The 13,053-nt window shown below is 73.2% G+C and carries 11 protein-coding genes; 5 read left to right on the top strand and 6 right to left on the bottom strand.

Annotated features, from left to right (window positions below; genetic code table 11):
• The first annotated feature begins 170 nt into the window (after positions 1 to 170).
• The gene (locus ACIGO8_RS23810; protein WP_399734070.1) at positions 171 to 1,172 is read left to right on the top strand and encodes a phosphatase PAP2 family protein; all 1,002 of its coding nucleotides are present in this window, start codon (positions 171 to 173) and stop codon (positions 1,170 to 1,172) included.
• Here ACIGO8_RS23810 and ACIGO8_RS23805 read toward each other — a convergent pair.
• Positions 1,156 to 2,730: an amidohydrolase gene (locus ACIGO8_RS23805; protein ID WP_399734067.1), complete on the bottom strand. Its 1,575-nt coding sequence runs from the start codon at positions 2,728 to 2,730 to the stop codon at positions 1,156 to 1,158. The two genes, ACIGO8_RS23810 and ACIGO8_RS23805, sit on opposite strands and share 17 nt — an antisense overlap.
• Positions 2,673 to 4,277, bottom strand: coding sequence for an APC family permease (locus ACIGO8_RS23800; protein WP_399734064.1), 1,605 nt, complete (start codon positions 4,275 to 4,277; stop codon positions 2,673 to 2,675). Before ACIGO8_RS23800 ends, ACIGO8_RS23805 begins: the two co-directional genes overlap by 58 nt.
• Positions 4,278 to 4,397: 120 nt before the next feature.
• Between ACIGO8_RS23800 and ACIGO8_RS23795 the strand changes: the two genes are divergently transcribed.
• Complete coding sequence (locus tag ACIGO8_RS23795; RefSeq protein WP_399734061.1) at positions 4,398 to 5,009, top strand: TetR/AcrR family transcriptional regulator; 612 nt, start codon at positions 4,398 to 4,400, stop codon at positions 5,007 to 5,009.
• 618 nt (positions 5,010 to 5,627) lie between these two features.
• Here the strand turns inward: ACIGO8_RS23795 and ACIGO8_RS23790 are convergent.
• Positions 5,628 to 8,615 (bottom strand): bifunctional [glutamine synthetase] adenylyltransferase/[glutamine synthetase]-adenylyl-L-tyrosine phosphorylase, encoded by a 2,988-nt coding sequence (locus ACIGO8_RS23790; RefSeq protein ID WP_399734058.1) that lies wholly within the window; start codon positions 8,613 to 8,615, stop codon positions 5,628 to 5,630.
• A gap of 120 nt (positions 8,616 to 8,735) precedes the next feature.
• Between ACIGO8_RS23790 and ACIGO8_RS23785 the strand changes: the two genes are divergently transcribed.
• Positions 8,736 to 9,167, top strand: coding sequence for a VOC family protein (locus tag ACIGO8_RS23785; protein ID WP_399734055.1), 432 nt, complete (start codon positions 8,736 to 8,738; stop codon positions 9,165 to 9,167).
• A 151-nt stretch (positions 9,168 to 9,318) separates the two neighbouring features.
• Here ACIGO8_RS23785 and ACIGO8_RS23780 read toward each other — a convergent pair whose 3' ends face one another.
• Positions 9,319 to 9,852 (bottom strand): GNAT family N-acetyltransferase, encoded by a 534-nt coding sequence (locus ACIGO8_RS23780; RefSeq protein WP_399734052.1) that lies wholly within the window; start codon positions 9,850 to 9,852, stop codon positions 9,319 to 9,321.
• Positions 9,853 to 9,908: 56 nt separating this feature from the next.
• Positions 9,909 to 10,337, bottom strand: coding sequence for a MarR family winged helix-turn-helix transcriptional regulator (locus tag ACIGO8_RS23775; protein WP_399734049.1), 429 nt, complete (start codon positions 10,335 to 10,337; stop codon positions 9,909 to 9,911).
• Positions 10,338 to 10,466: 129 nt separating this feature from the next.
• Here ACIGO8_RS23775 and ACIGO8_RS23770 point away from each other — a divergent pair, with 129 nt between their 5' ends.
• Positions 10,467 to 10,958 (top strand): SgcJ/EcaC family oxidoreductase, encoded by a 492-nt coding sequence (locus ACIGO8_RS23770; RefSeq protein ID WP_399734047.1) that lies wholly within the window; start codon positions 10,467 to 10,469, stop codon positions 10,956 to 10,958.
• A 151-nt stretch (positions 10,959 to 11,109) separates the two neighbouring features.
• The gene (locus tag ACIGO8_RS23765) at positions 11,110 to 11,271 is read left to right on the top strand and encodes a hypothetical protein (RefSeq protein ID WP_399734044.1); all 162 of its coding nucleotides are present in this window, start codon (positions 11,110 to 11,112) and stop codon (positions 11,269 to 11,271) included.
• Positions 11,272 to 11,413: 142 nt separating this feature from the next.
• On the opposite strand, the gene ACIGO8_RS23760 is transcribed toward ACIGO8_RS23765, so the two are convergent.
• Entirely contained in the window at positions 11,414 to 12,775 is a 1,362-nt protein-coding gene (locus ACIGO8_RS23760; RefSeq protein WP_356700555.1) for a glutamine synthetase family protein, read from the bottom strand.
• Positions 12,776 to 13,053: the final 278 nt, after the last annotated feature.

The raw sequence follows: 13,053 nt of genomic DNA, 5'->3' as shown, positions 1-13,053 counted from the left end.
CGCCCCGCCGCGGGGCGCCGCCCCGTCCCTGAAACCCGGCCCCGTCCCGTACCTGAAAACCCGGCCTCGACCCTGAGACGCCGCGTCGTCCCTGAGACGGAGAGGGTGCGGCCCGGACCCGACCGAGGGATGATCGGTCGGAGGAAAGGGATCTGGCAGACTCTCCTCCTATGGGTGAAACGACCGTGAAGAGTTTGGAAAACCGGACGACCCCGTCGTCACCCACCGTGGCCGGCGGAAGATTCCCGCGCCTGCGCGCCCGGGCGCCCCGGCGCCCGCGCATCTGGTTCGAGATCCTGCTCATCGCGGTCAGCTACTGGACGTACTCGCTCATCCGCAACGCGGTGCCGGAGCAGAAGGCCCAGGCCCTCGAGAACGCCGACTGGATCTGGCAGGTGGAGCACACCCTCGGCCTCGCCTTCGAGCACACCGTCAACCACGCCGTGAACTCGGTGACATGGCTGATCGTGTCGATGAACTACTACTACGCCACCCTGCACTTCGTCGTGACGATCGGTGTGCTGGTGTGGCTGTACCGATGGCAGCCGGGCCGTTACGCCGCGTTCCGCACGGTCCTGTTCGCCACCACCGGTGTCGCGCTCGTCGGCTACTACCTCTACCCGCTGGCGCCGCCGCGGCTCATGAACGGCCAGAACTTCGTCGACACCGTGCTCGTGCACCACACCTGGGGCTCGATGGCCTCGGGCAACCTCAAGCACATGTCCAACCAGTACGCGGCGATGCCGTCGATGCACATCGGCTGGTCGCTGTGGTGCGGACTGACGATCTTCCTGCTCGCGAAGGCGCCCTGGGCCCGGATCCTGGGCCTGCTCTATCCGATGGCGACCCTGGTCGTCATCGTCGCCACCGCCAACCACTTCTGGATGGACGCGGTCGGCGGCGTGCTCTGCCTGGGCTTCGGCTTCGCCGTCTCGTACGTCTGGTACGGCTCGCGCCCGCACAAGCTGCCCCGCCTGGTGGAGCCGGCGGCGTCCACGCCCCGGGGCGTGGACGCGAAGGATGACGCCCCGGCCCCGGCCGAGGCAGCCGACGCCGAGGGCTCCCGGGCCGCCGGCCGGCACGACCGGGCGGGCGCCGGAAGCACCGACGGGGCGGGGAAGACCAATGGCGCCGGCACGCACGACCAGGAGCGGGTCAGCTCCGGAAGGTGATCCGGCCGCCGCTCACGGTCAGACGGACCGGGGCCGTCGCGGTCTCGTCGGCGCCGGCCTCGGCCGGGTCGACGGCGAAGGCGGTGAGGTCCGCCCGGTAGCCCGGCGCGATCCGGCCCGCGATGCGCTCCTCGCCCGCCGCGAGCGCGGCGTGCGTGGTCATGCCCTCCAGGGCCATCAGACCCGTGAGACCCGGCCGGACCGAGGCCGCGCCGCGCGGCACCTGGGCGGTGGCGAGGACCTGGCGGGCGTCGTAATGGGCGATGGGCCAGTCCGAGCCGAGCGCGAGGGTGGCGCCCGCGTCCCTCAGGTCCCGGCAGCGCCAGGCCCGCGCGGCCCGCTCGTCGCCGAGCCGCCGGGACCACTCGTCGGTGCGGTCGGCGCGGGTGTACGCGGTGTGCGGCGGCTGCATGGAGGCGGCGACGTCCAGCGCGGCGAAGCGGCCGAGCTGGTCGTCGGGCACGGTCTCGATGTGCTCGATCCGGTGCCGGGGGCCCGGCGCGCCGGCCAGGGCCGCGACGGTGTCCAGGACGTGGCGGACGGCCGCGTCGCCGATGGCGTGGGTGGCGGTGCCGACGCCCGCGTGGTGCAGCCGGCGCACGGCGGCGGAGTACGCGGCCGGGTCGGGCCAGAAGGCGTCGGTGCCCTGGCCGTGGCAGTCGGCGTGCTCCAGCCAGGCGGTGCCGCCCTCGACCGTGCCGTCCATGAAGAACTTGACGCCGCCGACCCGCCACAGCCGCCCGCCGCGCTCCTGGAGCCGGACCAGCTCGTCGAGCTCCTCGGGGCCGGCCCCGGGCATGCACCAGGGCGCGAGGCGGAGCCGTAGCGGAAGGTCGCCGTCGGCCTCGATCGCGGTGAGCAGGCCCGGTACGTCGTGGCCGCCGAGGTCCATGACATGGGCGCCGGTCAGTCCGGTGGCGGCCATGGCGGAGAGCAGCTCGACGAGCCGGTCGCGGCGCTCGGCGTAGGGCCGGGCGGGCAGCACGGACGTCATGAGGTCCATGGCGGCGTGCTCGTTGAGGTGCCCGGTGGGGCGGCCGTCGGCGTCGCAGACGATCTCGGAGCGCTGGGCGAAGGCGCGCGGCCCGTCGATGCCGGCGGCCTTGAGGGCGGCGGCGCTGGCGAGCGCGGAGTGGCCGTCGTACAGCCGGAGGAAGGCGGGTGCGCCGCCGAGGGCGTCCTCGATCAGTTCGTGGTGGACGCTCCGGCCGGCGAAGACGTTGTGGTCCAGGGCGTGACCGAGCACCCAGCCGTCCTGGCGTACGGCGTCGCGCAGCGCGGCCCGCAGTCCGTCGAGGTCGGTGACGGCGGACAGGTCGGTGCCGGCGGACATCTCCAGGCCCCAGACCGGATGGCTGTGGGCGTCGGTGAGGCCGGGCGTGAGGGTGGCGCCGCCGAGGTCGACGACCTCGGTGCCGGGGCCGCGCCAGGCGCGGGCGTCGGTGTCGTCGCCGAGGGCGGTGATCCGTCCGTCCCGGACGGCGACGGCGGTGTGGGCGGTCAGGTCCGGGGTGCGGACGCGGGCGTCGACGAGGACGAGGTCGGGTGCGGCGGACACGCGGGATCGGCTCCTTCGGTGGAGGTCGCGGCGGGCTGGGCGGAGGTTGCGGGCCGGACGGGGTCGGCGGCCTGGGTGAGGTCTGCGGGCTGGGCGGGCTCGGCGGCGAAGTGGGCGTAGACCTCGGGGCGGGTGCGGCGCAGGCGGAGCGCCAGCAGCAGGCCGAGGACGAAGACGGCGGGGACGACGGCGACGAGGACCGCGTTGACGGTGCGGGAGGCACCGGTGAAGAGGTCGACCTTGGAGGCGACGAGCCAGAGGGCGACGGTGAGCAGGACCGCCGCGAGTGCGGGCGCGACGAGGGTGCGCAGGGCGCCTTCCCGGTGCGGGACGCGCCGGAAGTAGCGGACGACGGCGAGCGCGGCGAGCAGCATCAGCGCCATGAGTCCGAGCATGCCGGGCGTGTTCACCCACAGCAGCAGCTGGGTGTACGGGTCGGCGCCGGCGGCCGCGAAGCCGAGGACGATGACGGCGCCGAGCACGGTCTGGGCGACACCGGCCACGTACGGGGAGCGGTGGCGGTGGTGGATCCGGCCGAGCGCGGCGGGCAGGACGCCCTCCTCGGCGAGGGCCAGGCCGTAGCGGTTGATCGCGTTGTGGAAGGCCAGCAGCGAGGCGATGATGCTGGTCACGATGAACACGTGCATCAGGTCGGCGGCCCAGCCGCCCACGTAGGTGGTGATGGCGGTGAAGAAGAGTCCGCCGGTGTCGCCCGCGGCGGCCTCGACGACCTTGTCGTCGCCGAAGGCCTGGATGACGGTCCAGACGACGAAGGCGTAGAAGAGGCCGAGGAAGCCGACCGCGATGTAGGTGGCGCGTGGGATGGTGCGGGCCGGGTCGCGGGCCTCGCGGCGGTAGATCACGGTGGACTCGAAGCCGGTGAAGGCGGAGAACGCGAAGGCGAGGACGGCGGCGGTGCCGGGCACGAGGACGTTGCCGGGCGCGAAGGAGGCCAGGGACAGGCCGTGGGCGCCGCCCTTGAGCAGGACGCCGGCGGCGAGGAGCACGAGGATGCCGGTCTCGGCGACGAGGAGGACGCCGAGGAGTTTGGCGCCGAAGTCGATGGAGCGGAAGCCGCCGTACCAGATGAGCAGCAGTCCGGCGAGGGCGATGGGCAGCCAGGGCAGGTCGACGCCCCACAGGGCGTGGGCGGTGTCGGCGGTGGCGGTGCCGAGCAGGCCGTAGACGCCGATCTCCATGCCGTTGTAGCCGACCATCGCGACCAGGGCGGCGGCGATGCCGACGGGCTTGCCGAGACCGCGGGTGATGTACGCGTAGAAGGCGCCGCCGCTGCGGACGTGGCGGCTCATGGTGGTGAAGCCGACGGCGAAGACGGCGAGCGTGATGCCGGCCAGGAGATAGCCGGCGGGTGCGCCGATGCCGCCGAGGACGAGGGCGATGGGGGCGACGCCGGCCATGACGGTGAGCGGTGCGGCGGCGGAGACGACGAAGAAGGAGATGTCGGCGGTGCCGAGGGTGCCGGTGCGCAGACCGGGTGGCTCGTCGGAGGTGCTGTCGGAGGTGGTGTCGGAGGCGCTGGAGGACATACGGGGGCCCTTCTTGGCAGGACATCCGGGGGCGGGGACGTAAACCTAAAGCCTTTCGGTTGGCGCAATGTAGCCTCGGCCCCGACGATTCGGGAAGACCTGACCTGGGAGAGAACCTTCATGGGCCGGCCGCGCACGCCCCTCCTCGACCGGGAGCGCATCACCACCACGGCGCTCCAACTCGTCGACGAGCAGGGCGACTTCAGCGTCCCGCAGATCGCGCGGCGGCTCGGGGCGCAGACGGCGTCGGTGTACCACCATGTGGACGGCCGGGACGGGATCGTGGAGCTGCTGCGGGAGCGGGTCTGCGACGCGATCGACGACAGCGCCTTCGACCTCGAACCGTGGGACGCCGCGATGGGCGCGTGGGCGCGCTCCTACCGCGCCGCCTTCGCCGCCCACGCCCGCGCGATCCCGCTCCTGACCACGTCACCGGTCCGCGCGCCGAAGGTCCTCCTCCAGTACGAGAAGGCCGTCGTCCGGCTCCTCGACGCGGGGTTCGCGCTCGCGGACGTCATGCCGGTGATCATCGGCATGGAGAACCTGGTCCTCGGCTCGGCGCTCGACATGGCCGCGCCGGAGATGATGTGGGAACTCGCCGACGAGACGGCCACGCCGCGCCTCGCCGACGCGCTGGCGGCGGTGGCCGGCGGCCGCTCGGACGCGGCGTTCGAACTGGCGCTTGCGGGCTATCTCGACCATGTGCGGCGCCTGCTCGACGCGTCCGCCTGAGCCCGCCGCCGTCGCCCTCGGGGCGGGCGCGGGGCGTGGCGAAGGCGACGCTGCCGGCCGGCGACCTCACCCGCCCCTCCCGGCCAACCGACGACACCTAGCCCGCCCTGAGTACGCCCCTTCCTCCCGCCGCCGCGGCGCCCGTCGCGGGCCGCCGCGACCCTTCGCCCCGCGGGGGCGGTGCCCCTCGCCGCCACCGCGTTGTGGCCCTTCGTTCCGCCGGGGCGGTGCCCACCCACCCGCGGGCTGGTGCCCGTCGCCACCTCGTTGTGGGCATTCGTTCCGCTGGGGCGGAACGGGTGGGCACAACGGACGGCGCCCCTTGCCGGGCCTAGGCTCCCCGGGCCCTGACCCGCACCACGACTGCGGCGCCCTTGGGGTGCGGGTCCAGGCGCAGGTGCGGAAGGCGCCCGCAAGGGCGCCGTCCCGTGTGCCCACCCGTCCCGCCCCAGCGGGACGAATGCCCACACGGGAGGTGACACGGCGCGCCGCGCAAGCGGGCGCGAGCCCGGGCGGAGGTGGCGAGGGGCGCCGCGCAAGCGGGCGCCACCCGCACGAGGCGGGGGCGACGAGGCGCCGCGTCAGCGGGCGCGGGCCGCGCGAGGCCCGGGGCGGGGGCTAGGTGGCGTAGAAGTGGGATTCGACGACCGCGCGGGCGCGGCGGGTCACGCGGCGGTAGTCGTCGACCATCTCGCCGACCCGCCCCGGCCCGTAGCCCAGGTAGCGACCCACCGCCGCCAGCTCGCGCGGCTCCGAGGGAAACGTGTCGCCGGAGCGGCCGCGCACCAGCATCACCGCGTTGCGGACGCGGGTGGCGAGAACCCACGCCTCGTCCAGCGTCTGGGCGTCGTCCGTGCCGATGAGGCCCGCCGCGTGCGCCGCCGCCAGCGCCTCGCGCGTACGCGTGGTGCGCAGGCCCGGCTCCGCCCAGCCGTGCCGCATCTGGAGCAGCTGCACCGTCCACTCGACGTCGCTCAGCCCGCCCCGGCCCAGCTTGGCGTGCAGCGTCGGGTCGGCGCCGCGCGGCAGGCGCTCGGTCTCCATCCGGGCCTTGAGCCGGCGGATCTCGCGCACCGAGTCCTCGCCGAGGCCCTCCGCCGGATAGCGCAGCGGGTCGATCAGTGCGAGGAAACGCTCGCCCAGGTCCTTGTCGCCGGCCATCATGTCGGCCCGCAGCAGGGCCTGGCTCTCCCAGACCAGCGACCAGCGGCGGTAGTAGGCCTCGTACGACTTCAGGGTGCGCACCAGCGGGCCGCTCTTGCCCTCCGGGCGCAGGTCGGCGTCGATGAGCAACGGCGGGTCTGAGGTGGGCAGTTGGAGGAGCCGTCGCATCTCGGTGACGACCTGGCCGGCGGCCCGCGCCGCCTCCTGCTCGTCGACGCCCTCGCGCGGCTCGTGCACGAACAGGACGTCCGCGTCGGAGCCGTAACCGAGTTCGTGCCCGCCGAAGCGGCCCATGCCGATGACGGCGAACCGGGTCGGCAGCTCCTCGCCCCACTCGGCGCGCACGGCCGCCCGCAGCGCGCCCGCGATCGTCGCCGCGTTGATGTCGGTGACGGCCCGCCCGACCCGGTCGACGAGCGCGCCGGGGTCGGATTCGCGGGGACTGTCCTCGGTGCCGTACGAGCCGATGAGGTCGGCCGCCGCGGTACGGAACAGCTCGCGGCGCCGTACTCCGCGGGCCGCCGCCACCGCCTGCTCGGGCCCGTCGGCGCGCCCGACCGCGGCGAGCACCTCCTGTTCCAGGTGGTCGCGGCCGCGGGACTTCAGGCCTTCCGGGTCGCCGAGGATGGCGACCGCCTCGGGCGCGCGCAGCAGCAGGTCGGGCGCGAGCCGGCCGGCGGACAGGACGCGGGCGAGGTTCTCGGCGGCGGCGCCCTCGTCGCGCAGCAGCCGCAGGTACCAGGGCGTCTTGCCGAGCGCGTCGGACACCTTGCGGAAGCCGAGCAGGCCGGCGTCCGGGTCGGCCGAGTCGGCGAACCAGCCGAGCAGCACGGGCAGCAGCGTCCGCTGGATCGCGGCCTTGCGGGTGACGCCGGAGGACAGCGCCTCCAGGTGGCGCAGCGCGGCGGCGGGATCGGCGTAACCGAGCGCTTCGAGCCGCTGCCCGGCGGCCTTGGGACTGAGCCGGATCTCGCCGGGCGCGAGCTGGGCGACGGCGTCGAGGAGCGGCCGGTAGAACAGCTTCTCGTGCAGCCGGCGCACCACGGCGGCGTGCCGCTTCCACTCGCGGCCGAGTGCGTCGACCGGGTCGGTGCGCAGGCCGAGCGAGCGGCCGAGGCGGCGCAGGTCGGCCTCGCCCTCCGGCACGAGGTGGGTGCGGCGCAGCCGGTAGAGCTGGATGCGGTGCTCCATGGCGCGCAGGAAGCGGTAGGCGTCGTCGAGCTGGGCGGCGTCGGCGCGGCCGACGTAGCCGCCGGCGGCGAGCGCGGCGAGCGCGTCGAGGGTGGTGCCGCTGTGCAGCGTCGGGTCGCTGCGGCCGTGCACCAACTGCAGCAGCTGGACGGCGAATTCGACGTCCCTGAGGCCGCCGGGGCCGAGCTTCAGTTCGCGGTCGATCTGGCCGGCGGGGATGTTGTCGACGACCCGGCGGCGCATCTTCTGCACGTCGGGCACGAAGTTCTCGCGTTCGGCCGCCTGCCAGACGAGCGGGGACACGGCGTCGATGTAGGCGGCGCCGAGCTCCTGGTCGCCGGCCACCGCGCGGGCCTTCAACAGGGCCTGGAACTCCCAGGTCTTGGCCCAGCGCTGGTAGTAGGCGAGGTGGGAGGAGAGCGTGCGGACGAGCGGGCCGTTGCGTCCCTCGGGGCGGAGGTTGGCGTCGACGGGCCAGATGCTGCCCTCGACGGTCGTCTCGGAGCAGATCCGCATGAGGTGCGAGGCGAGCCGGGTCGCGGCCTGCAGGGCCTTGGCCTCGTCGGCGCCGTCGGCCGCCTCGCCGACGAAGATCACGTCCACGTCGGAGACGTAGTTGAGCTCGTGGCCGCCGCACTTGCCCATGGCGATCACGGCGAGCCGGCACTGGGCCGCGTCGTCGGGCGCCGCCGTACGGGCGAGGGCGAGCGCCGCGCGCAGGGTGGCGGTGGCGAGGTCGGCGAGCTCGGCGGCGGTCTGGGCGACGTCGATGGTGCCGCACACGTCGCGGGCCGCGATGGCGAGCAGGCAGCGGCGGTAGGCGACCCGCAGCGCCACCGGGTCGGCGGCCTCGGCGAGGCCGCGTTCGAACTCGGCGACGCCCGGGTGCAGGTCGGCCGCCTCGTACGTGACGAGGGCCTGCCAGTCGTGCGGATGGCGGGCGAGGTGGTCGGCGAGCGCCTCGGAGGCGCCGAGCACGCCGAGCAGCCGGTCCCGGAAGGGCTTGGCCGACAGCAGGGTGGTGGTCAGGGCGGGCCGCTCGGTCTCCGACTGCGCCTCGACGAGACGGACCAGTCCGCGCAGCGCGAGATCGGGGTCGGCGGTGGCGCCGAGGGCGTCCAGGAGGACGGAGTCGTCGCGCAGCGCGGCGAGCTCGGGCACGTCGAGCAGCCGCTCGGCGGCCGAGGGGTCGGTGAACCCGTGTCGCAGCAGCCGGGTGAACGTGCTGCTCCTGCGCCCCGGCACCGTCATGTAGCCGCTCCTCCACCGGTCACGTCCTGCTCCGTCAGGTCCCCGGTCGAGCCTATCCGGCGCAACGGCCCGGGTCTTCCCGGGAAGCGCGCGGCGGGGCGCGGCGGCACAATCGGCGGCATGAACTGGACGCTGGAAGTGGTGCCCGTGCCCGTCACCGATCTGGACCGGGCCAAGGAGTTCTACGCGGACAAGTGCGGCTTCAAGGTCGACCTGGACCAGGAGGTGGCGCCCGGCGTCCGCATCGTGCAGATCACTCCGCCGGGCTCGCGCTGCTCGATCGCGCTGCTGAAGGGCATGCCGCCGTTCCCGGGCGCCTCCACCACGGCGCCCGGCGCGCTGCACGGTCTCCAGCTGTGCGTCACGGACATCGAGGCGGCCCGCGAGCAGTTGGTCTCCCGGGGCGTGGACGTCTCTCCCGTCCGCCACGTGGGCGCGACGGGCTGGGAGGACGGCAAGGGCGGCGTCTGGAACTCCTTCATGGCCTTCACCGACCCGGACGGCAACGGGTGGGTGGTGCAGGAGGCGCCGTCGGAGCTGACGGAGAGGTGACGTCCGGGCGGACGCGCGGCGCGCCCGGGGCGTGATTCCCAAGCGCTCTGGGCGGTACGCGGTCTGACGAGCGGTCAGCTGCCGGCCGGGGCACCCGCCGAGAGCCCTGCGATCGACACGACCGGTCCCACCCGCCCGGAGGCCCCGCCCGCTAGAAGACCAGGCGGTAGTGGCGGAGCCGCTCGTCCTCGCCGTCGCAGAGCAGGCCGGCCGCCTCCATGACCCGGTGGGAGGCGGTGTTGTCGAGGTCGGCGTCGCCTCTCACTCCGGCGGCGCCGGCCGCGCGGGCCCGGTCGACGAGGCCGCGGAGCGCCTCCGAGGCGTAGCCCCGGCCTCGTACGGCCGGCACCAGGCCGTATCCGACGGTCGCGATGCCGTGCTCGTCCGGCGGGCCGTGGAAGCCGATGCCGCCGACGGCGGTGCCGCCGTCGCGCAGCCGTATCTCGTAGGCGCGGAAGTCCCCGGGGTCGCCGCGCTCGGCCGCGCCGCGCAGGAAGTTCTGCGCCCCGCGGGCGTCACCCGGCCCGGGATACCCCTCGGCCCACCGGTCGCCGGGAGCGGGCTCGGCGTCGACGATCCGCCGGGCTTCCTCGCGGGTGAGCGGGTGCAGCAGCAGCCGGTCCGTCTCGATGGTCTTCACGTCGCTCACGTCGCTTACGTCGTTCAGGTCGTTCAGGTCGTTCACGCCGGACAGTGTTCGGCAGCCGAACGGTGCGGCGCAACGGGATATGCGACCGGAGGTCAGAGCTCCTCGGCGGCCTCGCGGTAGGCCTCGGCGGCGCGGGTGAAGTAGTCGAAGAGCACGGCGAGCTGCTCGGGCGGATAGCCGCCGAGGATCTCGGCGATGCGGCGGCGGGCGGGCGCGAGGGCCCGGTCGAGGTCGGCGGGGCGGCCCGCGGGCTGGACGATCACCTTGCGGCGGTCGTCGGGATCGGCCGCCCGGCGGACGTATCCCGCCTTCTCCAGACGGTCGATCAGCCGTGTCGTCGGCCCGGTGGTCAGCCCGGCCCGCGCCCCGAGCTCACCGGGCGTCATGGGCCCCGCGAGATCGAGGATGTTGAGCGCGTAGAGGTCGGTGGCGCCGAGGTCGACGGCGCGGGCGCCGGCGTGGCCGTGCAGCATCACGGCGCTGAGATAGCGGCGGTAGATCTCGCTCGCGTCGGACGGCATCGAGGACGACGTTGACACCGCTCTCCCTCACTCCCTATTCTCTTCCTCAAGGAAGAGACTTCTCCAGAGAAGATACTTCCTTCGAGAATCCTCATCTCCGGGGAAGGTACCATGGAAGGGAGCACCACCATGAGCGCCACCGAGACGACCGAGCCCTCCGAGAACGCCGAGAGCACCGCGATCCGCGCCCTGCTGGAGTCGAGCGCCGAGGCCTGGGGCCGCGGCGACGGCGCCGCGTACGGGTCCCACTTCACCGAGGACGCCACCGACGTCACCTTCGTCGGCACCGTCTATCACGGCGCCGACGAGATCGGCCGCGCCCACCAGGCCCTCTTCGACAGCTTCCTCAAGGGCACCCGGCTCACGCTCGAGGTCCTCGACCTCCGCTTCCACGGCCCGGCCACGGCCGTCGCCGTCACCCGCGGCGAGGTCCACAAGGGCCGCCGGCCCCGCCGCCTCGGCAAGCTCGCCACCTACACCCTGGTCCGCACCCCGGCCAGCACCTGGCGCATCGCCGCCGTCCAGAAGACCAGGCACCGCCCCCTGATGGAGGCCTTCTCCTTCCGCGCCCAGCCCACCACCCGGCCCCGCCCCCGGCCCCGCGCGGCGGTGGCGTCCTAACGAGCGTCCCGGCGACGCCCCGTCACAGCACCGGCAGGTTCTTGCGCAGCTCGAAGGCCGTGACCTGCCCCGCCGCCGATGTCACACGATCACAATTAGCAGAGATGTGCTCTCGTCGTTCTCCCAGCTCAGTTGCCGCTAGAGTCGCGGCGTGGGGGTCATAGAGATCGAGGTCGATCCGCTGCCGTGCAAGTGGTGCGGGCACCTGCTCGAACAGCACCGGTGGTGGACGCCGAAGCGCTTTTGCAGCAACTGGCACCGGCTGAAGTACCGGGTCATGCAAGTGGTGAGCGTGATCGTGGCGCTGTTCTGATTCACGGCCCGGAGCTGCCGGAACGTCGTCGACGCCGGACGGCCCAGAGACGGCCCAGGGCTCATGAGACGGCTCAGGGCCGACGGTTCGCCACCGTCGGCCCCGAGCGCCGGTTTCCGGCTCTACCCGCTCTGACCTGCGCCTACAGCACCGGCAGGTTCTTGCGCAGCTCGAAGGCGGTGACCTCGGAGCGGTATTCCTCCCACTCCTGCTTCTTGTTGCGGAGGAAGAAGTCGAAGACGTGCTCGCCGAGGGTCTCCGCGACCAGTTCGCTGCGTTCCATCAGGGCGATGGCCTCGCCCAGGTTCTGCGGGAGCGGCTCGATGCCCATGGCGCGGCGTTCGGCGTCGCTGAGGGCCCAGACGTCGTCGTCGGCGCCGGCCGGGAGTTCGTAGCCCTCCTCGATGCCCTTCAGGCCCGCGGCGAGCAGCACCGCGTAGGTCAGGTACGGGTTGGCGCCGGAGTCGATGGAGCGGACCTCGACGCGGGAGGAGCCCATCTTGCCGGGCTTGTACATGGGGACGCGGATCAGGGCGGAACGGTTGTTGTGGCCCCAGCAGATGTAGGCGGGGGCCTCGCCGCCCGAGCCGGCGGTGCGGCCGGAGCCGCCCCAGATGCGCTTGTAGGAGTTGACCCACTGGTTGGTGACCGCCGCCGTCTCCGCGGCGTGGCGCAGCAGGCCCGCGATGAAGGAGCGGCCCACCTTGGACAGCTGGTACTCGGCGCCGCTCTCGTAGAAGGCGTTGCGGTCGCCCTCGAAGAGGGAGAGGTGGGTGTGCATGCCCGAGCCGGGGTACTCGGAGAACGGCTTCGGCATGAACGTGGCCTGCACGCCCTGCTCGAGCGCCACCTGCTTCATGACCAGACGGAAGGTCATGATGTTGTCGGCGGTGGACAGCGCGTCCGCGTAGCGCAGGTCGATCTCCTGCTGGCCCGGCGCGCCCTCGTGGTGGGAGAACTCCACCGAGATGCCCATCGACTCCAGCATGGTGATGGCCTGGCGGCGGAAGTCCATGCCCACGTTCTGCGGCGTGTGGTCGAAGTAGCCGGAGTTGTCGGCCGGCGTCGGGCGGGTGCCGTCCAGCGGCTTGTCCTTCAGCAGGAAGAACTCGATCTCGGGGTGGGTGTAGAAGGTGAAGCCCAGGTCCGAGGTCTTGGCGAGGGCCCGCTTCAGGACGTAGCGCGGGTCCGCGAAGGACGGCGAGCCGTCCGGCATGAGGATGTCGCAGAACATCCGGGCGGTCCCCGGTGCCTCGGCGCGCCACGGCAGGATCTGGAAGGTGCCCGGGTCCGGCTTGGCGATCATGTCGGACTCGTAGACGCGGGCGAAGCCCTCGATCGCGGAGCCGTCGAAGCCGATGCCCTCGTCGAAGGCCTGCTCCAGTTCGGCGGGTGCCACGGCGACCGACTTGAGGAAGCCGAGCACGTCGGTGAACCACAGACGCACGAAGCGGATGTCGCGCTCCTCGAGCGTACGGAGCACAAATTCCTGCTGCTTGTCCATTTCCACACCCATCCTCGCTGGTCAGGCCGCCTGATCCCACCGCCTCGGGCACATCGGGGGGCACCTGAGCATCCCACCACATGGTTTCGTGCACGTTGCACACCCATACTGCCTGCTCCGCTGTGACGCGGGTAACGGGGGAAGGGCCGATTCCCGCAGCGTTCCCGCAGCGTTCCCGCGCCATTCCCGGTACCGAGTGGTACCCCGTACGGCCCATCGGCCCCGTTCTGCCACTACGATCTCGGGCCATGGGGGGCACCCGGCCCGAGGGCCTGTCC

Origin of the sequence: Streptomyces sp. NPDC053493 (assembly GCF_044544825.1) — a bacterium.
Taxonomy (GTDB): Bacteria; Actinomycetota; Actinomycetes; order Streptomycetales; family Streptomycetaceae; genus Streptomyces.
Note: the sequence above shows the minus strand (reverse complement) of the source record. Positions and strands in the feature narration are given on the sequence as shown.